The organism is Rhizobium sp. Rhizsp82 (genome assembly GCF_047325115.1).
Taxonomy (GTDB): Bacteria; Pseudomonadota; Alphaproteobacteria; order Rhizobiales; family Rhizobiaceae; genus Rhizobium.
In genome coordinates, this window is sequence record NZ_CP168570.1 from 3,763,142 (window position 1) to 3,784,373 (window position 21,232).

General features: G+C 63.1%; 16 protein-coding genes. 5 read left to right on the forward strand and 11 right to left on the reverse strand.

Annotated elements, in window-relative coordinates; genetic code table 11:
- Positions 1–37: 37 nt before the first annotated feature.
- From ACEN84_RS23710 to ACEN84_RS23730, 5 genes are all read right to left on the reverse strand, one after another.
- Complete coding sequence (locus ACEN84_RS23710; protein ID WP_413710111.1) at positions 38–931, reverse strand: NAD(P)-dependent oxidoreductase; 894 nt, start codon at positions 929–931, stop codon at positions 38–40.
- Positions 928–1,914 (reverse strand): D-erythronate dehydrogenase, encoded by a 987-nt coding sequence (gene denD, locus ACEN84_RS23715; protein WP_413710112.1) that lies wholly within the window; start codon positions 1,912–1,914, stop codon positions 928–930. Before denD ends, ACEN84_RS23710 begins: the two co-directional genes overlap by 4 nt.
- 145 nt (positions 1,915–2,059) lie before the next feature.
- The gene (locus tag ACEN84_RS23720) at positions 2,060–5,257 is read right to left on the reverse strand and encodes an efflux RND transporter permease subunit (RefSeq protein WP_413710113.1); all 3,198 of its coding nucleotides are present in this window, start codon (positions 5,255–5,257) and stop codon (positions 2,060–2,062) included.
- A gap of 233 nt (positions 5,258–5,490) precedes the next feature.
- Entirely contained in the window at positions 5,491–6,678 is a 1,188-nt protein-coding gene (locus ACEN84_RS23725; protein WP_130284022.1) for an efflux RND transporter periplasmic adaptor subunit, read from the reverse strand.
- A gap of 48 nt (positions 6,679–6,726) precedes the next feature.
- Positions 6,727–7,539, reverse strand: coding sequence for an alpha/beta hydrolase fold domain-containing protein (locus ACEN84_RS23730; protein WP_413710114.1), 813 nt, complete (start codon positions 7,537–7,539; stop codon positions 6,727–6,729).
- Between the two features lie 165 nt (positions 7,540–7,704).
- Here ACEN84_RS23730 and ACEN84_RS23735 point away from each other — a divergent pair, with 165 nt between their 5' ends.
- Positions 7,705–8,616 carry a LysR family transcriptional regulator gene (locus ACEN84_RS23735; RefSeq protein WP_112720037.1) on the forward strand — a complete coding sequence of 304 codons (912 nt, stop codon included), beginning with the start codon at positions 7,705–7,707 and terminating at the stop codon, positions 8,614–8,616.
- 234 nt (positions 8,617–8,850) lie between these two features.
- On the opposite strand, the gene ACEN84_RS23740 is transcribed toward ACEN84_RS23735, so the two are convergent.
- On the reverse strand, positions 8,851–9,753 hold the full coding sequence (locus ACEN84_RS23740; protein WP_413710115.1) for an SDR family oxidoreductase: 903 nt from the start codon (positions 9,751–9,753) through the stop codon (positions 8,851–8,853).
- Between the two features lie 74 nt (positions 9,754–9,827).
- Positions 9,828–10,568, reverse strand: coding sequence for an SDR family oxidoreductase (locus tag ACEN84_RS23745; protein WP_112720035.1), 741 nt, complete (start codon positions 10,566–10,568; stop codon positions 9,828–9,830).
- Between the two features lie 118 nt (positions 10,569–10,686).
- Between ACEN84_RS23745 and ACEN84_RS23750 the strand changes: the two genes are divergently transcribed.
- Together ACEN84_RS23750 and ACEN84_RS23755 are read left to right on the forward strand one after the other, a co-directional pair.
- Entirely contained in the window at positions 10,687–11,604 is a 918-nt protein-coding gene (locus tag ACEN84_RS23750) for a LysR family transcriptional regulator (protein WP_413710116.1), read from the forward strand.
- On the forward strand, positions 11,601–12,188 hold the full coding sequence (locus ACEN84_RS23755; protein WP_413710117.1) for a DNA-3-methyladenine glycosylase: 588 nt from the start codon (positions 11,601–11,603) through the stop codon (positions 12,186–12,188). The genes ACEN84_RS23750 and ACEN84_RS23755 overlap by 4 nt, the downstream gene beginning before the upstream one ends.
- Here the strand turns inward: ACEN84_RS23755 and ACEN84_RS23760 are convergent, their stop codons facing one another.
- Genes ACEN84_RS23760 through ACEN84_RS23770 form a run of 3 tightly spaced genes read right to left on the reverse strand, consistent with a single transcriptional unit; the run spans position 12,189 to position 15,420 of the window.
- The gene (locus tag ACEN84_RS23760; RefSeq protein WP_413710118.1) at positions 12,189–13,733 is read right to left on the reverse strand and encodes a DHA2 family efflux MFS transporter permease subunit; all 1,545 of its coding nucleotides are present in this window, start codon (positions 13,731–13,733) and stop codon (positions 12,189–12,191) included.
- Positions 13,734–13,745: 12 nt separating this feature from the next.
- Entirely contained in the window at positions 13,746–14,963 is a 1,218-nt protein-coding gene (locus ACEN84_RS23765) for an HlyD family secretion protein (protein ID WP_413710119.1), read from the reverse strand.
- The gene (locus ACEN84_RS23770; protein ID WP_112720030.1) at positions 14,956–15,420 is read right to left on the reverse strand and encodes a MarR family winged helix-turn-helix transcriptional regulator; all 465 of its coding nucleotides are present in this window, start codon (positions 15,418–15,420) and stop codon (positions 14,956–14,958) included. Before ACEN84_RS23770 ends, ACEN84_RS23765 begins: the two co-directional genes overlap by 8 nt.
- A gap of 417 nt (positions 15,421–15,837) precedes the next feature.
- Here ACEN84_RS23770 and ACEN84_RS23775 point away from each other — a divergent pair, with 417 nt between their 5' ends.
- A complete protein-coding gene (locus ACEN84_RS23775) occupies positions 15,838–17,019 on the forward strand; it encodes an efflux RND transporter periplasmic adaptor subunit (RefSeq protein WP_112720029.1) in 1,182 nt (393 codons plus the stop codon).
- Positions 17,016–20,201 carry an efflux RND transporter permease subunit gene (locus tag ACEN84_RS23780; protein ID WP_413710120.1) on the forward strand — a complete coding sequence of 1,062 codons (3,186 nt, stop codon included), beginning with the start codon at positions 17,016–17,018 and terminating at the stop codon, positions 20,199–20,201. The genes ACEN84_RS23775 and ACEN84_RS23780 overlap by 4 nt, the downstream gene beginning before the upstream one ends.
- 9 nt (positions 20,202–20,210) lie before the next feature.
- On the opposite strand, the gene ACEN84_RS23785 is transcribed toward ACEN84_RS23780, so the two are convergent.
- Positions 20,211–21,218 (reverse strand): acyltransferase family protein, encoded by a 1,008-nt coding sequence (locus ACEN84_RS23785; protein WP_413710121.1) that lies wholly within the window; start codon positions 21,216–21,218, stop codon positions 20,211–20,213.
- Positions 21,219–21,232: the final 14 nt, after the last annotated feature.

Genomic DNA, 21,232 nt, shown 5'->3' on the forward strand with positions numbered 1-21,232 from the left:
ATTTTCGCGGCGCCACGAAATGCCTCAAAACGGGCGTTCAGGCCTTCCCGGTGCCTGCCGCATGCTTCTCCTCGAAATGCTTCAGGAGGCCGCTGTGGTCGACATCGCCGCCGCCATTGCCGACGAATTCCGCAAATTCCGCCCGCACCGCCTCCGTCAGAGGCAGGGTCAGCGACAGGCTCTCGGCGACTGCCAGGATATTGTTGAGATCCTTCAGCTGCAGCTTCGACGGTCCGCCATTGCCGTAGTTCCGCTCCACCATGCGCTGGCCATGCAGATCGAGAATGCGGCTTTCGGCAAAGCCGCCGCGGATGGCGTTACGGAAGGCTTCGCGCGAACCGCCACCGGCTTCCACCAGCATCATCGCCTCGGCAACGGCACCGATGGTGACGGCGACGATCTGCTGATTGCCGAGCTTCGCCAGCTGGCCGGTGCCGTCAGGCCCGACATGGGTGACGCGGCCGAGCGGCGCGAAGACATCGGCAAGCTCGGCAACGACGGCGGCGTCACCGCCCGCCATGATCGCCAGCGTTCCGGCAGCCGCGCCGACGACACCACCGGAAACCGGCGCGTCGATATGGCGGATGCCGCGCTCGGCAAGCCGTGCTGCGTGTTCGCGCGCCGCCTTCGGCGCGATCGAACTGCTGTCGATGACCACGGCGCCGGCGGCAAGGGCCGCGGCACCACCCTGATTGAAGAGAACGTCCTCTACGGCATTGCCGTCAGACAGCATGGTGAAGACGACGTCAGCGCCTTCTGTTGCTTCGCGGGCGCTCGCCGCAAGCCGTGCGCCGTCGGCGGCGAGCGGCGCGGCCTTGCCGGCATCCCGGTTCCAGGCGGTCAGTTCGAACCCCGCCCCGAGCAGCCGCCGCGCCATCGGTCCGCCCATCAGCCCCGTACCGAGAAAGGCGATCTTCCGCGTGCTGCTCATCCGATCTGCCCTCCGAGTTCGTCGTCGATGTGAATGCGGATGATCTCGTCGAAGGACGTATCGGCGACAAAGCCGAGCGCGCCCGCCCGCTTCGCTTCGAAGGCTTCGGGCCAGCCGGAGACGATGCGCATGATCAGCTCGTCCGGCTCACGGCGGATGAGCTTCACCGCCTTGTCGCCCGCAACGCGCCTGAGAGCCTCGATCTGCTCTCCGACCGTGGCGCTCACACCCGGCATGGTGAGGCTGCGCGCAGCACCGAGCGGCGCAAGATCGATCCGCGCCGCCTGCAGCAGGAAGCCGACGGCCGAGCGCGGCGAGGCATGCCAGTGCCGCACGGTATCGGGCACCGGCAGCACCGCCTCCTGCCCGCTGAGCGGCTCACGCAGGATCCCGGAAAAGAAGCCGGAGGCCGCCTTGTTCGGCTTGCCCGGACGAATGCAGATCGTCGGCAGGCGGATGCCGATCCCGTCGAGGAAACCGCGGCGGCTGTAATCGGACAGCAGCAACTCGCTCATCGCCTTCTGCGCGCCATAACTCGTCAGCGGCGTCTGGTGGAAATCATCGGGGATCACTTGCGGGAACGGCGAGCCGAACACCGCCAGCGACGAGGTGAAGACGACACGCGGCTTGTAGCCATCTTCGGCATTGGCAAGCCGGATGGCCTCGAAAAGTTCGCGGGTGCCATCGAGATTGATGCGGTAGCCCTTCTCGAAATCGAGCTCCGCCTCGCCCGAGACTATCGCCGCCAGATGGAAGATCACATCAGGCTGGCCGGCGACGATCTTCACCGCCTCGCCGGGCGTGGAAATGTCGGATGCCCATGCATTGACCGTTCCTTCGAAGCCCGCCGGCTTTTCCGGCTCGATGACGTCGATGAGGGAAAGGGCCGAAATCTCCGCCCGGTCCAGAACCCCGTCCTTGACGAGACGGGCCGTCAGCTTGCGGCCGACCATGCCGGCCGCACCGATAATCGCGATATGCATCTATTCCTCCGCTATGCGCTGCGTCGGCCCAGCTCCACCCGGCCGACGTACGTTCGTCAAAGACTAGCCCGCCGACCGGACGATGCAAATGAAAAAGGCGGGACCAAATGTCCCGCCTTCCTCTGTCTCGTTCATTGCCCGCCGCTTACTCGGCTGCGACCTTCATGTGGTCTTCTTCATCCGCCGGATGATTGTCGTTGTGCTGGATGAGCGGACGGTTGCCCGCCAGCCTGCGCAGCAGCACATAGAAGACCGGCGTCATGAAGATGCCGAAGAAGGTGACGCCGATCATGCCGGAGAACACCGCGACACCCATGGCGGCGCGCATTTCGGCACCGGCACCCGTCGATGTCACGAGCGGCACGACACCCATGATGAAGGCCATGGAGGTCATAAGGATCGGGCGAAGACGCAGGCGGCTGGCCTCGATCGCAGCCTGGACCGGCGTGCGTCCCTCGAACTCCAGCTCGCGGGCGAATTCCACGATCAGGATCGCGTTTTTCGCCGAGAGACCGACAAGGACGACAAGGCCGATCTGCGTGAAGATGTTGTTGTCTCCACCGGTGAGCCAGACACCCGTCAAGGCAGCAAGCACACTCATCGGCACGATCATGATGATCGCCAGCGGCAGCGTCAGGCTTTCATACTGCGCAGCCAGCACCAGGAACACCAGCAGCAGGGCAAGCGGGAACACGATGATGCTCGAGTTGCCGGCGAGGATCTGCTGGTAGGTCAGATCCGTCCATTCGAAGTCGATGCCCGACGGCAGCGTCTCCTTCAGGATCTTCTCGATCGCAGCCTGGGCCTGGCCGGACGAGAAGCCCGCTGCCGGACCGCCGTTGATATCGGCAGCAAGGAAGCCGTTATAACGGTTCGTGCGTTCCGGACCGGTCGTGGCATCGACTTTCAGCAGGGCCGAAAGCGGGATCATCTGGCCCGATGCCGAACGGACTTTCAACTGACCGATATCTTCCGGCTGGGCACGGAACTTGGCATCGGCCTGCACACGGACGCTGTAGGTGCGGCCGAAGGCGTTGAAGTCGTTGACATAGAGCGAGCCGAGATAGATCTGCAGCGTCTGGAAGACGTCGGTGACGGAAACCCCGAGCTGCTCGGCCTTGGCGCGGTCGAGATCGGCATAGAGCTGCGGCACGTTGATCTGGAAGCTCGAGAAGATGCCTGCGAGTTCCGGCGTCTGGTAGGCCTTGGCGAGCACGGCCTTGGTCGCCTCGTCGAGTGCCTGGTTGCCGAGACCGGCGCGGTCCTCGATCTGCAGCTTGAAGCCGCCCGTTGTGCCGAGACCGTTGACCGGCGGCGGCGGGAACATGGCGATGAAGGCATCCTGGATGGAACCGAACTTCTGGTTCAGCGCCATGGCAATCGCTCCGCCGGAGAGATCAGGCGTCTTGCGCTCCTCGAAATCCTTCAGCGTCACGAAGACGATGCCGGCGTTGGACGAGTTGGTGAAGCCGTTGATCGACAGGCCCGGGAAGGCGATCGCATTGGCGACACCCGGCTGCTTCAGCGCGATATCGGTCATCCGCTTGATGACGTCTTCGGTACGGTCGAGGCTGGCAGCATCCGGCAGCTGTGCAAAGCCGATCAGATACTGCTTGTCCTGCGACGGCACGAAGCCGCCGGGCACTGCGGTGAACAGGCTGTAGGTTGCCCCGACGAGCGCCAGATAGATGACCATCACGATGCTCTTGCGCGACAGGAGACCGCCGACGCCCTTGCCATAGGCATTCGAGCCCGAGCCGAAGGCACGGTTGAAGCCGCGGAAGAACCAGCCGAAAATGGTATCCATGAACCGCGTCAGCCAGTCCTTCTTCGCACCGTGGCCCTTCAGGAGAAGTGCGGCGAGTGCCGGAGACAGCGTCAGCGAGTTGAAGGCCGAGATGACGGTCGAGATGGCGATCGTCAGCGCGAACTGGCGGTAGAACTGACCGGACAGACCTGAGATGAAGGCGAGCGGCACGAAGACCGCGACCAGCACCAGGGCGATCGCAATGATCGGACCGGACACTTCCTTCATCGCCTTGTAGGTGGCGGCCCGCGGGCTGAGACCCGCCTCGATGTTTCGTTCGACGTTTTCGACGACGACGATCGCATCGTCGACGACGATACCGATCGCCAGCACCAGCCCGAAGAGACTGAGCGCGTTGATCGAGAAGCCGAAGGCATACATCACCGCGAACGTACCGATGATCGATACGGGGACGGCGATCAGCGGAATGATCGAGGCGCGCCACGTCTGCAGGAAGATGATGACGACGAGCACGACGAGCGCGATGGCTTCGAGCAGCGTGTCGATGACCTTCTCGATCGAGGCGCGAACGAACTTCGTCGTATCGTAGACGATCTCGTACTTGACGCCTGTCGGCATCGCCTTCTGCAGTTCCTGCATCGTCGCGTTGACGTTGTCGGCGATCTGGATAGCGTTGGAACCAGGAGCCTGGAGCACTGCAACGGCAACAGCAGGCTCGCCGTCGAGCAGCGAACGCAGCGTATAGTCGGCCGCGCCGAGCTCGATGCGGGCAACGTCGCGAAGGCGGGTGATCTCGCCGTTGGCGCCCGTCTTGACGATGATGTTGCCGAATTCCTCAGGCGTGCGCAGACGGCCCTGGGCATTGACGTTCAGCTGCAGATCGACGCCCTGCGGGCTGGGCGACGCACCGATGATACCGGCGGCCGCCTGAACGTTCTGGGAGCTGATCGCATTGCTGATGTCGCTGGCGGCGAGATTGTGCTCGGCAGCCTTCTGCGGATCGATCCAGACGCGCATCGAATAGTCGCCGGCGCCGAACACCTGCACCTGGCCGACGCCCTCGATACGGGCAAGGCGATCCTTGATGTTCAGGGTCGCATAGTTGCGCAGATAGGTGATGTCATGATCACCGCCGGTCGAGACGATATTGACGACCATGATGAAGTTCGGCGAACTCTTGACGGTCGTCAGACCAAGCGCGCGAACTTCGGCCGGCAGGCGCGGCTCGGCCTGCGAAACGCGGTTCTGAACCAGTTGCTGGGCCTTGTCGGGATCGGTGCCGAGCTTGAACGTCACGGTGACGTTGAGAACGCCGTCCGACGTCGCCTGGCTTGCCATGTAAAGCATGCCTTCGACACCGTTGATCTGTTCTTCGAGCGGTGTCGCCACCGTTTCGGCGATGACCGAGGGGTTGGCGCCGGGATAGGTGGCGCGCACGACGATCGACGGCGGCACGACCTCGGGATATTCCGAGATCGGCAGCGAACGCAGGCCGATCAAACCTGCGACGACGATCAGAACCGACAGCACGCCGGCAAAGACCGGCCGGTCGATAAAGAATCTGGAGATGTTCATATCAAAGCCCTCTCCGGGGTGAACATGGATGCAACGTCCCGCTCCGGCAGCCTGGGAGGCCGCCGGTGGGTGGTATGAATGTGTAGAAAGACCCTCTCTGGCCTGCCGGCCATCTCCCCCACGAGGGGGGAGAAGATCCGCTGCACCGTCTTGCCCAATCGTGGCTTCGGCGATTCGGCGGGCTAGCCCCTCCCCCTTGTGGGGAGGGGTTGGGGAGGGGTCTTACGCCGCGATCAGTTGGTCGCGACCTTCTCTTCCATCTGCGGCGCAACAACGGCACCCGGACGGATGCGCTGGAGGCCGTTGACGACGATCTTTTCGCCGGCTTTCAGGCCGTCTTCGACGACGCGCTGACCGTCATAGATCGCGCCGAGCTTGACCTGGCGGTAGCCGACCTTGTTCTCGCCATCGACGACGAAGACGAACTTCTTGTCCTGGTCGGTGCCGACGGCGCGGTCACTGATGACGATCTTGTTCTCGGCCTTCGGCTGGCCCATGCGCACCCGCACGAACTGGCCAGGGATCAGCTTGCCGCCCGGATTGTCGAAGACGGCGCGAACGGCGATCGTGCCGCTTGCAGCGTCGACGACGTTGTCGACCAGCTGCAGCTTGCCCTTGATCGGCGTGCCCTCATCGGCAAGCGTGCCGACTTCGACCGGGATCTGCTCGACGGCAGGCAGGGCGCTATCGGTTGCCGGAAGCTCCGAGAGAGCCTTGGTGACCATCTCTTCGCTGGCGTTGAAGCTTGCGTAGATCGGATCGACCGAAACCAGCGTCGTCAGCTCGGGCGATGCCGAGCCGGCGGCGACGAGGTTGCCGGCGGTGACTTCGATCTTGCCGATGCGGCCGGAAACAGGAGCCCGCACCTGCGTATAATCGAGGTCGAGCTGGGCGGACTGCAGGGCTGCCTGAGCCGAACGCAGACCCGCCTGCGCTTCGGCCAGCGTGCTCTGACGTTGATCGAGATCGCTCTGCGAGATCGTGCGGTTGTCGGAAAGCTTGCGGCCGCGATCGAGCTCGGTCTGCGCCAGGCTGACCTTGGCGTCGGCAGAGGCCACCTGGCCCTGTGCCTGCGCCACGGCTGCCTGATACGGGGCCGGATCGATGGTGAACAGCAGGTCGCCGGTCTTCACCAGCGCGCCTTCACGGAAATGCACGGACTGGATCGCACCCGCAACGCGGGGACGGACCTGAACGCGGTCGACGGCTTCGAGACGGCCCGAGAAATTTTCCCAGGCGGTCACGTCACGGTTCTGGACCAGGGCAACGGTCACCGGCACAGCGGGAGCCTGTGCGGGTTCCGAAGCGGCGGTCGCGACCGTGCTCATCGGCAGTTCGAAAAAGATGGCAGCGGCTGAAACAGACGCAGCAAGGCCTAGGCCGGCGCCCACGAGGGCCCAGCGCTTCTTTCTGGACGTCATCGGTATCTCTCCTTGCGGCCTCAACGGCCGCTCATTCACAACAAGACTTCAATGCAATTGGGGTTGGAGGCTTAATTCGCGGATGAAGCTTCCGAACTCGCGGCTGATAGTCGCCTGCCAGTCGGACACTCCTTCCGTTTTCCCGCCGTAGAGTGACGGCCAGCCCTTCCCGGCGGGGAAAACGTGCTGGCGAACCGAAACTTCCGCCTTCTTGAGACGCGCGGCATAGCCGAGCGTCTCGTCGCGAAGCGGGTCGTCTTCTGCTGTCATGATCAGCGCAGGCGCGACACCCGAAATCCGCGAGCAGAGGCACGGCGCCGCATAGGGGTGACAGCCGCCGCCGCTGAGATAATGGCTCCAGCCCTCGGTCCAGCGCTGGCGCATGCCGATCGCATCGGCCTTGCGGATCGACGACGTTCCCATGAAGGGATCGAGCAGCGGAGAAATCAGGATCTGGCCATTCAGCGCATTGGCGTAATGGTCACGGGCCTTGAGCGCGACACCGGCGGCGATATTACCGCCCGCTTCCTCGCCTGCCACCAGCAGCAGCGAATTGCGGTCACCAAGACCGGACGCCCGCTTGTTGGCCATGTAGGAGAACAGCGAATAGCCGACTTCGAGCGGCTTCGGGAAAACACCGCCGAGCGGCGCGTTGTAATCGGCAACGACGACGATCGCACCGGCATTGGCAATGCTTTCGGCAACCGGATTGTCGAGAACGCCCGAGCTCTGGAAAGCGCCGCCGTGGAAATACAGCACGATGGGCGAACCCTTGCCGTATTCGGCACCCTGATAGACGCGCGTAGAGATGGGGCCGATGGCCACCTTCTCGAACACCATGTCTTTCACCTGCACCGTCATCGGACTTGTATTCCTGTTAGCTGCATAACACATGACGAAACGCCACGGCTTGCCAAACTTGTAAAAAACATATTGTTATTCAGGCCACGGAATAAGAACCGCCATTCTGATTACACTGTTCCGTATTTCGAATAATATCGCAGTGCAAACTGTGGAGATCCCATCATGGACCAGCTCTCGGCAATGCGCGCCTTCATCCGCGTAGTGGAGACGGGTAACTTTACACGGGCTGCCGACACCCTGTCGATGCCTAAAGCCACCGTGACCAATTTGATCCAAGGCCTCGAGGCCCATCTGCGCACCAAGCTGCTCAACCGTACGACGAGACGCGTCATGGTCACGACCGATGGCGCACTCTACTATGAACGCGCCTCGCAGATCGTCTCGGAACTGGAGGAACTGGACGGCAGCCTTTCGAACTCGCAAAGCCTGCCGACCGGCCGCTTGCGCGTTGAAATGGCAGGGGCTTTCGCCGATTCCATCGTCGTCCCGGCGCTCTGCGACTTCTATCAGAAATATCCCGATATCCGCATCGATCTCGGCGTCGGCGACCGCACCGTCGACTACCTCGCCGAGAATGTCGACTGCGCACTGCGCGCCGGCACCCCGGCCGATCAGTCATTGATCGCCAGACGTGTATCCGAGCTCGAAATCATCACCTGCGCGGCACCGCTCTACATCCAGAAATTCGGCGAGCCGGAACGCCCTCAGGACCTCGAAAACGACCACTACACGATCAACTATTTCCGCGCCCAGACGGGCCGCGCCCTGCCCTTCGAATTCGACCGCGACGACGAACATCTGGAGATCACGCCGCGCTATATGCTGGCCGTCAACGACGGCAGAACCTTCATAAGCGCGCTGACGACGGGATTGGGAATCGGGCAGACGCTGCGTTTCATGGCCCGCGACGCGATCAAGAAAGGTGAGCTGATCGAGGTTTTGCCGCAATGGTCGCGCGAGCCGATCCCGCTTTACATAGTCTATCCACCGAACCGTCACCTCAGTAACAAGGTGCGTGTCTTCGTCGACTGGATGGTGAAGCTGCTGGCCGATGCGCGGCTGAACGATCCCTGAAAATGAAAACGGCCCGGAAGGGAGGGAAACCTTCGACGGGCCGTTTTTCATCGACTTTGAATTACGGGGCCAGCCGCGTCACCAGGGGAAATGACCCGGCAGGCCTTGGAGGTGGGCTTCGGAACGGAGACTTTCCGTCGCCCCTTGCCCAATAGATATAAGCCCTAATGCGAACTTTGTAAGGCGTTTGATTCGCATAGCAGTGTTCGCAAAAATGCAACAATCAAGCCCGGATCAGCCGATGACGGCGGGTTTCAGCAGATCCTCCAGCCCGACGCGGTAGAAGAGTTCGGCCCTGACGCGATCGGCAACGCCGTTGACGATCTCCGCCCCATCCTGCGACGGATCGATATGGAAGCGGAACGGGCGCTTGCCGAACGGCGTTCCGACGACATCGACGATGGCGCGGGCAACCTCTTGCGGATCGGCATCGGCAGGTTCGAGTGCCGCCAGCCCCTGCAGCGCCTTGTCCGATATGCCCTTATACGGGCCTTCCAGATATTCGGCGGCGCGGGCCGCATCGGCCGGTGAGCCGGAATGGGCGAAGTGATTGGTGCCCTTGGTGAATGCGCCGGGCACGATGATCGAAGTCTCGATGCCCCAGCGGGTCAGCTCGCTGGCATAGGAGACGGCAAGCGAATCCATCGCGGCCTTGGCAGCGAAATAGGGTGCCAGGAACGGCGGCGTGCCGCCACGGGTGCTCGACGAGGACACCCAGACGATCAGACCCCTGCCCTGTTTGCGCAGCTGCGGCAGGGCGGCACGGTTCAGCCGCTGGGTCGAGAGAACGTTGATGTCGAACAGCTCGGCATATTGCTCCGGCGTAAAGGCCTCGGCTGGGCCGAAGGACATGTGGCCGGCATTGTGAACGATCACGTCGAGCCGCCCGTTCTCGGCAACGATGGTCTCGACGGCCTGCGCGATCGAGGCGTCGTCGGTCACATCGAGTTCGACGCTGCGCAGATCGGCGTTGTTCTCCTGCGCAAAGGCGGCCACATCGGCAACCGCCTTGGCGTTGCGGCTGGTGGTGGCGCGGATACCGGCATAGACGGTGTGCCCAGCCTTGGCGAGCGCCCGTGCGCTCATGGCACCGAAGCCGCTGGATGCACCGGTGACGACGATAACTTGCTTGCTCATTGTCTTGCTCCTTGTTCACTCGGTTGGGGGATAGTTGCGGGAGTGGGAGGCGGGGCTGCCGCCTCCGGGATTGTTCAGATCAGGCCGCCATTGGCGCGCAGCACCTGGCCGTTGATCCAGGCCCCATCGGGACCGGCGAGGAACGACACGGCAGCGGCGATATCCTCGGGCGTGCCAAGACGCTCCAGCGGGTTCGCCTTCGCCATCCGGGCGACGAGTTCTTCGGACTTGCCGTTCAGGAAGAGATCGGTGGCGGTCGGTCCGGGGGCGACGGCATTGACGGTGATGCCGCGGCCGCGCATTTCCTTGGCCATGATGCCGGTCATGGTTTCGACCGCAGCCTTGGTGCCGGCATAGACGGCATAGCTTTCGAGCTTCAGGCCGACGACGCTGGTCGAGAAATTGACGATCCGGCCGCCGTCACGCAGGCGCTTGGCGGCTTCCCGCAGCGTGTTGAACGTGCCCTTCAGGTTGACGGCGATCTGCCGGTCGAAATTGTCGTCGCTGGCCTCGGCAAGCGTCGAAAGCATCATGATGCCGGCATTGTTGACGAGGACGTCGACGCCGCCGAAGGCAGCCTCAGCCGCATCGAACATCCGGCGCACGGCCTCGGCATCGCTGACATCGGCCTTCGCCGTCAGCGCTTTGCCGCCAGCGGCCTCGATCTTGCCGGCCAGTTCCTCGGCAAGCGCCGCGTTGCCGGAATAGTTGATGACGACGGTAAAGCCGTCCTTGGCGAGACGTTCGGCAATTGCTGCGCCGATGCCCCGCGATGCGCCCGTAACGAGAGCGACCTTGTTGTCCTGACTAGCCATCTTCAGTCTCCTTCATGGATCCGCGCCGCAGCGCCGTTTCGATGAGGGGAAGATGCGCCTATCTTTCCTTCGGATAATCAGGCATTCTTCGGCATCACTATCCGGATAAAGCGAACAAATGGACAGGTTCGATGCCATGCGGGTCTATTCCCGCGTCGTGGAGCGGCGCAGCTTCACCGCCGCCGCCGAGGATACCGGCCTGCCGCGCTCGACGGTGACCGATGCGGTGAAGCAGCTCGAAGCGCGCCTCGGCGTGCAGCTTCTGCAGCGCACCACTCGCCATGTCAGCCCGACGCTCGATGGCGAAGCCTATTACCAGCGCTGCCTGTCGATCCTTGCCGATATCGAGGATGCCGAGGGCGCCTTTGCCGGCGCCAAGCCGAAGGGAATGCTGCGCGTCGACGTTCACGGCACGCTTGCCCGCCATTTCGTGCTGCCGAGCCTGCCGTCTTTCCTGGAGACCTATCCCGATATCGAATTCTACATGAGCGAGGGCGACCGGCTGGTGGATCTGGTGCGCGAAGGCATCGACTGCGTACTGCGCGTCGGCATTCCGCAGGATAGCGACATGGTCGCGAGGCGCGTCGCCATGCTTGAGGAGATCACGCTGGCCTCGCCCGCCTATCTCGAGCGTCACGGCATGCCCGAGCATCCCGACAGGCTGGACGGCCACCGCATGGTCGGCTTCCGCTCGTCGGCGACGGGCACACTGATGCCGCTGGAATTCACCGTCGACGGCAAGGTGCGCGAGATCACCATTCCGGCAACCATCTCGGTCAACGCCGCCGAAAGCCTGCACGCCGCCGCCCGCTGCGGGCTCGGCATCATCCAGGTGCCGCGCTACCATATCGAACGCTATCTCGCGAGTGGCGAACTCGTGCAGATCCTCAAGGATTATCCCTTGACGGAAACGCCGGTCTCACTTCTCTACCCCCGCAACCGCCAGCTTTCGCCGCGCGTGCGCGTCTTCATCGACTGGCTGGTGAAGATCTTCGCGCATCACCGGCGCGATACGGGGAACGAGGGCGTCAGTTGAATAAAGAGGGACCGATCGGAACGGCTGCGCTCGCAGACGATACGCTGCGCGGCTTCTTCGAACGCGATGCGATAGCGGTGGCGAGAGACCTGCTCGGCTGCCTGCTGCTGGTCAATGGCGCCGGCGGCAGGATTACCGAGACGGAAGCCTATTTCCCCGACGACGAGGCCTCGCACAGTTTCCGCGGTCCGACCAAGCGCAATGGCGCCATGTATGGGCCGCCCGGCAATGTCTATATCTACCGCATCTACGGCATGTACTGGTGCCTGAACTTCGTCTGCACGCCGGGTTCGGCGGTGCTGATCCGGGCGCTCGAACCGGAAGCCGGCATCGGCGAGATGGCTGAGCGCCGCGCCACCGACCAGCTGACCGCGCTCTGCAGCGGCCCAGGCAAGCTCTGCCAGGCGCTCGATATTGGCATTGCCATCAACGACCGGCCGCTCGACCGCGAGCCCTACACGCTCTTTCCCTCCGCCCCTGTCCCGATCGTCTCCGGCAAGCGGATCGGCATTACGAAAAATGCCGAAGCACCATGGCGCTTCGGCATTCAGGGATCGCGTTATCTCAGCAAGCCGTTCCGGTAATCACTCCATCACGGCCGCATGATCCATCGGCGGCTGGGCGGCCTTCGGCTTGCGCAGCAGGAAGACCAGCGGCATGACGGCGAGCGACATCAGCATCAGGAGCTTGAAGTCGTCCATATAGGCGATGATCGTCGACTGCAGCGTGATGACATCGTTGAGCGCCGCACGTCCGGCCGCCGTCAGCGGGCTCAGCCCCTGCGCCGCCGTCGCATTGAAGGCATGGTTGAACGGCGTGACATAGGCGGCGATCGACTCGTGATTGCTCTGCGTATTCTCGACGATCAGCGCCGAGACCACGGAGATACCGACCGACGAGCCGATGTTACGCGACAGGTTATAGAGACCCGTACCATCGCCACGCATCTGCGCCGGCAGCGTTGAGAAGGCCATCGTCGTCAGCGGCACGAACAGGAAGCCGAGGCCGGCACCCTGGATGAAGCCCACGGAAACGATCGTCCACTGCGAGACATCGGGCGTCCAGCCGGTCATGTCGTACATCGCCCAGGCCGTCAGCCCGAGACCGAGCGCAAGCAGCCAGCGCGAGTCCACCTTGCCGATCAGCCGCCCGACGATGAACATGCAGAGCATCGTGCCGAGACCGCGCGGACCCATGACGATACCCGCGGTGATAACGGGATAGCCCATCAACGTCTGCAGGTACGGCGTCATCAGCGCCAGCGAGGCGAGATAGGTGATGCCGATCACGAAGATGAAGATCATGCTGACGGTGAAGTTCTGGTCGAGGAAAAGCCTCGGATTGACGAAGGATTTCTCCGACGTCAGCGTATGCACGACCAGCAGATAGAAGGCCGCCGCACAGACGATCGCCTCGATCATGATCTCGCCCGACGAGAACCAGTCGAGCTGTTCGCCGCGGTCGAGGAAAAGCTGCAGTGCGGCGATGAACAGGCTCATCATCCCGAAGCCGAACCAGTCGAGCTTCGCCAGCGCGTCCCTCTTGGTCTCGGTCACGAAGATAACGATACCGGCAAAAGCCAGCGCCCCGATCGGCACGTTGATATAGAAGACCCAGCGCCAGCTGATATTGTCGGTCAGCCAGCCGCCGATGACGGGGCCAAGAACCGGGCCGACCATGACCGAGACGCCGAACAGCGCCATCGCCGAGCCGCGTTCTTCAGCCGTGTAGATGTCGAGCAGGATGCCCTGCGACAGCGGCACCAGCGAGGCGCCGAACAGGCCCTGCAGCAGGCGGAAGGCGACGATCTGGTTCAGCGACTGTGCAAGGCCGCAGAGGACCGATGCAGCGACGAAGCCGACGATCGCCGTCAACAGCACGTTCTTGCGGCCGAACTTGGCGGCAAGAAAGCCCGATGGCGGTGTCATGATCGCGGCGGCGACGATATAGGAGGTCAGAACCCAGTTGATCTGGTCGGCGGAGGCCGAGACGCTGCCCTGGATGTAGGGCAGCGCAACGTTGGCGATCGTCGTATCCAGAGCCTGCATGATGACGGCCAGGATGACGCAGGCCGTGATCGCGCCGCGGTTGGCGACAGGTGTCGCCGGGCTTGCGGGAGCGTTGCTCATGGAAGTTGTCCGTTACTGGTGGCTGGTCTTCCGGCCAAGCAGGTTGTTGACGAAATCAGGCAGGCCGCGGGCGTGGCCGGTATCGACATCGACGACCGTGCTCATGCCGACGCGAAGCGGCGGCTTGCCCTGCTGATCCTCGATGCTGACGCGCATCGGGATACGCTGGACGACCTTCACCCAGTTGCCCGTGGTGTTCTGTGCCGGCAGCAGCGAGAAGCTGGAGCCCGAAGCCGGGCTGATGCTCTCGACCTTGCCCTTCCAGGCAACGCCCGGATAGGTGTCGACATAGACGGTGGCTTCCTGGCCGGGCTTCACATAGGTCAGCTCGGTTTCCTTCGGGCTCGCGGCAATCCAGAGATTGTTGGTCGAGACCAGCGAGAAGGCCTGCTGCGAAGCCTGCAGGTAGGAGCCGACCTGCAGGGCGTTGACATTGGTGACGACGCCGTCGAACGGAGCCTTGACGACGCTGTGGTCGAGCTCGCGCTGGGCATTGTCGACATTCGACTTGGCCTGCAGGTAGAGCGGGTTTTCCTCGACCGGCTGGTCGGCACTGCCGCCGAGCTGGGCGAGCGTGGTGGACGCCTCGGCCTTGGCGACCGAAACCTTCTGCTGCGCGACCTCGAGATTGTGCTTGGCTTCGTCATAGGCCGACTGCGTGGCGCTGCCGTTGTTGACGAGGTTCTGCTGGCGGTCGAACTGGTCCTGGTAGTAGGGCAGATCGGCTTCGGCCTGGGTGATCTCGGCCAGCGACTGCTGGTAGCTCGCCTTCAGATTGGCGATCTGGTTGCGCTGCACGCCGAGCTGCGCCTTGGCGCCGTCGAGAGCGATCTTGAAGGTATCGGACTGCAGGTTGAACAGCACCTGCCCAGCCTTCACCGTCTCGTTCTCATGAACGTTGATCTTGTCGACGATACCCGAGACGTCGGTGGTGATGCCCACCATATCCGCCTGGATATAGGCGTTGTCGGTCGACATGACCTGGCCGCCGTTCACGTAGTAATAGCCGCCGACGACGAGAGCGACCGGCAGCAGTGCGAACAGAACGGGGCGCGTGAGGCTGCGCCGGCGGCGGACCGTGGTGCCGCCAGGCGCAGCGACAGCGGTAGCGGGCGCTGAATTGGATGAAGGCGCTTCTGCTACCGTTTCTTGCGTCTTTGCAGTTTCGATATCTTCGGCAGGCTTTGCGTTGGCATCAGCGACAACGCGGAGGGAGGATTTATCAGCCATGGCTTTGCTCTTTATCGGCGACCGGTGTCCGGCACGCCTGTACTAGGTTCGTCTTCATTTCGGACAGGATGTTGAAAAGGGCTTCGCGCTGTTCCGGCGTCACGCCTTGCAGTGCCTCGGCCCGGGTCAGATCGCCCAGCTCGCGCATTTCGGCGAGGATGGGATGGGCAGCTTCACGCATGTAAAGAAGCCAGATGCGCCGGTCCGTCGGATGTTGACGGCGCTCGATAAGGCCGCGGTCTGCGAGCTTGTCGAGAATGCGCACCAGCGTGATGGGCTCGATTTCGAGAATCTCGGCGAGTCCACCCTGATGAATGCCCTCGTTATTCGACAGATAGGCCAGCGTTTGCCACTGCGAGCGCGTCAGGCCAAGGCATTTCGCCCGCTGCTCGAACCGCTTGCGCAGCAGCCGGGCAACGTCGTGAAGAAGGAAGCCGAGGGTCGGGTTGGAGTTCATAAACTGTGCCAGCTATTAATAAGTGTGCTTATAATGTCTGTAGATATATTGAGCATGTGCAGCGCACAAGATCAGCCGGCTCAGATTCTGCAGATGCGGCTAAAATGCCGCAGCGGAGCGTTAAGCGAAGATTGATTTTGGTGCCGCATCCGCCCCCGCTGAGAGCTCTGCAACCGGCCACGAAAGAACGGTCGAGATGCAACCCATTGTCGTTTGCAATTTCCGGCAAGTGCCGCTTATAGTGCCGTTTCAGATGGTTAGCCCGGGACGAACCGGGCGGCTCGATTATTGGCCTGGCGCACTCGGCGCATTGAATGGAAGTGCAGACGCGCCCGCCGCGTTTGAAGCAGTGGATATGAGACGCATCATTTCAGCATGAGATTGGCGGCATAACGGCCGCCCATACGGGGGATCGCTATGCCTTACTCTCTTCGTGCCGCCATTGCATTCGGCTTCGTCACGGCGCTCTTGCCGCTGACCGCTGGGGCCCAGGAAGCCGCAGCCCCTCCTCCCCCGCCCGTCACGGTCGCCAAGCCCGTTGTCCGCGACGTCGTCGACAATGACGAATTCATCGGCCGTTTCGAGGCCGTGGACGAGGTTGCGATCCGCTCGCGCGTCGGCGGCTATCTGCAGGAAGTGCATTTCAGCGATGGCGCGATCGTCAAGCAGGGCGACCTGCTCTTCGTCATCGATCAACGCCCGTTCCTGACCGCCGTCAACGAAGCGAATGCCGCTCTCGAAGTGGCGAAATCGACGCTTTCCTATGCCGAAACGCAATTCAAGCGCGCGGAATCGCTCGCCAATAGCGGCAGCCAGTCGGTCTCGACACTTGATGACCGCCGCCGCGACTGGGTTTCCGCTCAGGCAAACGTCCGCGGCGCCCAGGCGACTGCCGACCGCGCCGCACTCGACCTCGAATATACCAAGATCACCGCGCCGATCGGCGGCCGCATCGACCGCCGCCTGATCTCGGCCGGCAACCTCGTGCAGGCCGACCAGTCGATACTGACGACCATCGTCTCGCTCGATCCGATCGATTTCTATTTCGACGTCGACGAGCGGCGCCTCCTGAACTTCGCCGAGACCGCCCGCTCCCGCGGCAGCGACCTGCAGGAAGGCGGTGGCGGCGTTCCGGTTCAGGTCCGCATCAGCGATTCCAGCCAGAAGCCGTTTGCCGGAAAGCTGAACTTCGCCGAAAACCGCGTCGACAACGCTTCCGGCACGATGCGCATCCGCGCCCGCTTCGAAAATCCAAACCTGATCCTGCAGCCGGGCCTGTTCGGCCGTGTGCAGATCGAGGCCTCCAATACCTACAAGGCGATCCTCGTTCCCGACGAGGCGATCGGCTCCGACCAGAACCAGCGCGTCGTCTATGTTGTCGGCGCCGATGGCACAGTTTCGACCAAGCCGGTGAGACCTGGGCCGCGGCTCTATGGCTATAGAGCGATCCGCGAAGGCATGGACGGCACCGAGACGATCGTCGTCAACGGCCTGATGCGCGCTCGCCCCGGCTCGAAGATCACGCCGCAGATGACCGAGCTGCCGCAGAGCCGCGATGACATCCCGCCGGAAGCAGCAGGCATGGAGATGGCGCAATGAGGTTCGCCCATTTCTTCGTCGACCGGCCGATCTTCGCGTCGGTCCTGTCCATCGTGCTGCTGATCGTCGGGGGGCTCGCCTATTTCCAGCTCCCCGTCGCGCAATATCCCGAAATCGCCCCGCCGACGATCGTCGTGCGCACCGCCTATCCGGGCGCCGATTCCGAAACCATCGCCAATACCGTGGCGACGCCGATCGAGCAGGAAATCAACGGCGTCGAGGACATGCTCTACATGTCTTCCTATTCGACGGCCGACGGCTCGATGGCGCTGACCATCACCTTCAAGCTCGGCACCGATCTCGACAAGGCGCAGGTCCTCGTCCAGAACCGCGTGGCGATCGCCGAACCGCGCCTTCCCGAGGAAGTCCGCCGCATCGGCATCACCACGGCGAAGAGCTCGCCCGACCTGATGATGGTCGTGCATCTCCTGTCGCCGAACTCGCGATACGACCAGCTCTACGTCTCCAACTACGCCCGCAGCCGCATCCGCGATACGCTGGTGCGCCTCGATGGCGTCGGCGACGTCATCATCTTCGGCGAACGCGAATATTCGCTGCGCATCTGGCTGGATCCGGAAAAGCTCTCGGCCTACGGCATGACCTCGAGCGACGTCGTCCAGGCGCTGCGCGACCAGAACGTCCAGGTCTCCGGCGGCTCGATCGGCGGGCCGCCGACCTCAGGCACAAACGCCTTCCAGTATACGGTGACGACCGAGGGGCGTTTCTCCGATGCCCGACAGTTCCGCTATGTCATCGTCAAGGCGACGGAAAGCGGCCGTCTCGTCCAGCTGCAGGACATCGCCCGCATCGAGCTCGGCGCCAAGGACTACGTCACCAACAGCTACCTGAATGGCAAACCCGCCGTCGCGCTCGGCATCTTCTCCCGCCCCGGCACCAATGCGCTGGCGGCAGCGGCCTCGATCAAGCAGGCGATGCAGACCGCGCAGCAGGATTTCCCGGACGGCCTGTCCTACGACATCGTCTACAATCCGACCGAGTTCATCTCGGAATCGATCAACGAGGTCTATAAGACCATTGCCGAAGCGGCGATCCTCGTCGCCCTCGTCGTGCTGGTCTTCCTGCAGTCCTGGCGCACCGCGATCATCCCGATCGTCGCCATTCCGGTCTCGCTGATCGGCACCTTCGCCTTCCTGCTCGCCTTCGGCTTCTCGCTCAACATGCTGACGCTGTTCGGCCTGGTGCTGGCGATCGGTATCGTTGTCGACGACGCGATCGTCGTCGTAGAAAATGTCGAGCGAAACCTCGCGAAAGGCATGAACCCGCGCGAGGCGGCGCATGTGACGATGGACGAGGTCGGCACCGCCGTTCTCGCCATCTCGCTGGTGCTGATCGCCGTCTTCGTGCCGACGGCCTTCATCCCCGGCATTTCGGGCCAGTTCTACCGGCAGTTCGCCGTCACCATCTCGGTGGCCACGGCGATCTCCGCCCTGAACTCGCTGACCCTGTCGCCGGCGCTTGCCGCCATCGTGCTGAAGCCGCACGACGCCCATCACAAGCCGAAAAACCCGATCTCGCGCTTCGGCAACGCGCTCGCCAACGGCTTCAATCACGGCTTCGACAGGATGAGCGCAGGCTATTCCTGGGTGGTCAGCCACCTGGTGCGCACCTGGGCAGCGATCGGCGTCGCCCTCCTCGTTTTCGCCGGATTGCTCGGCCTCACTTATTATATGGGCAACATCGTGCCGCGCGGCTTCGTGCCGGTCATGGACCAGGGCTATGCGATCGTCGTCGTGCAGCTGCCTGATGGTGCTTCGCTCGCGCGTACCGATGCCGTCGTGCAGCGGGCCTCCGAGATCATCCGCAACACACCGGGTGTCAAGAACGCCGTCGCCTTCTCCGGCTTCAGCGGCGCGACCTTCACCAACGCCTCGAATGCCGGCGTCGTCTTCGCCGCCTTCGACACCTTCGAGAACCGCCTGGAGCACCACCAGAATGCCGGCCAGATCATCGGCCAGCTCTATGGCAGCCTGCAGAGCATCCAGGAGGCCTTCATCATCGCCATCCCGCCGCCGCCGATTTCAGGCATCGGCAATGCCGGCGGCTTCAAGATGCAGCTGGTGGACCACGAGGGCTCGGACATGCGCCGGGTTCTCGGCGCCGCCTACCAGATCATGGGCAAGGCCAACCAGACACCGGGACTTGCTGGCGTCTTCACCACCTTCTCGGCCTCCAGCCCGCAATATTTCCTGGAGATCGACCGCGACAAGGCACGCGCCTTGAACGTGCCGATCCCCAATATCTTCGATACGCTGTCGATCAATCTCGGCACGTCCTACGTCAACGACTTCAACGCCTTCGGCCGCGTCTATCAGGTCCGCGCCCAGGCCGATCAGCAGTACCGCGTCGAGCGTGACAATATTCTGGCGCTGAAGGTTCGCTCGGCGACCGGGGCGCTCGTGCCGCTCGGCACGCTGGTCGAGATCAAGGACACATCCGGTCCCTCACTCGTCCAGCATTATAATATGTATGTCTCGGTACCGCTGCAGGGCAACGCCGCCCCCGGCGTCTCCACCGGCAGCGCGCTCAACACCATGGAGGGTGTGGCAAAGAGCATCCTGCCGGCCGGCACGACCTTCGAATGGACCGAACTCGCCTACCAGGAAAGGAACACCGGCAACACGGCGATCTACATCTTCGCGCTCTCGGTGATCTTCGTCTTCCTGGCGCTTTCGGCGCAATATGAAAGCTGGGTCCTGCCGCTGGCGATCATCCTGATCGTCCCGCTCGCCATCCTCGCGGCGCTGACAGGGGTGCATCTGCGCGGAATGGACAACAACATCCTGACGCAGATCGGCCTGATCGTGCTGATCGGCCTGGCGGCCAAGAACGCCATCCTGATCGTCGAATTTGCCAGACAGGCGGAAGAGGAAGGCAAGACGGCGATCGAAGCAGCGATCGAGGCCAGCCATCTGCGTCTGCGGCCGATCCTGATGACCGCCTTCGCCTTCATCTTCGGCGTCGTGCCGTTGATGATCGCCACCGGCCCCGGCGCGGAAATGCGCCAGTCGCTCGGTACGGCGGTCTTCTCCGGCATGCTGGGTGTTACGATCTTCGGCCTGTTCCTGACGCCGGTCTTCTACGTGCTGCTGCGCGCCCGCTACCGCAACAAGGCGGCGGCGAGCGCAACGCCGCAGCAGCAGGCCGAGGAGGCTGCGCAGTAAATCAGGAGATCAGGAGGGGCGCCGCTGCAGATCGCGGCGCTTCAGGCCTTCGCCCGAAAAGATCTTCCGCAGTGGCTTTTCGATCAGCTCGTAAGCCGCAACTCCGGTGATCGTACCGCCGACGATGGCGCCGAGCAGCGTCAGTCCGCCGTCAAGGCCGAGGATTTCCGCCGCCTTGACGGCAACCGAGATCGTCAGCGTATGCCAGAGATAGATCGAGTAGGAGGCATCGCCGAGATAGGTGAGAACAGGCACGCGGCCGATGCTGCCGCCGGTTTCCAGCGACACCATGCCGAACACCAGCGCCATGGCGAGCGGCCCGCAGATGAACTCGTCGAACTCCGCACCCATCAGATAGATCGCCGCAAAGCCGCAAAGTGCGGCGCCGACGCAGGCAAGCCCGAGGCTCGTTCCCGCCACCTTGCGCCGCAGCCAGAGCTCGGCGATGAAGACGCCGCCGAGGAATTCGAGGATGATCGGCCGCGTATAGGTGGCGAGCGCCGCCGACTGCGGATCCCAGATGAGACCGGCAGCGAAGAACAACCCGAACACCACGCTCAGGAACAGCAGGCGCCAGGCCCGCGGCAGGAACAGCGCTCCGGCAAAGAGCACATAGAAGAACATCTCGAAATTCAGCGTCCAGCCCTGCACCAGCACCGGCCAGATCTCGCCGGTGCTCGGTGACCGCACCGGAATGAAGAACAGCGAGCCGAGCAGATGGCCGGCGCTGAGCTGCAGGTTCGGGAAGAGCCCGGCGATCGCGCCCGCGACCATGATGCCGGTCACCAGCCAGTAGGACGGCGCAATGCGCTTCAGGCGGTCGAGCAGGAAGCGCTGCGGCGTTACCGGCCGCCGGTCGCTGATCACCCACATGATGAAACCCGAAATGACGAAGAACACGTCGACGCCTGCCGCGCCGATGGCAAAATGGCCACCGGTGCGCTCGGCCGCGTGGAACACCACGACCGCAAGCGCCGCAAAGGCACGCAAATACTGGATCCCGTAGAGGGTCTTCATGCAGTTTCCTCATG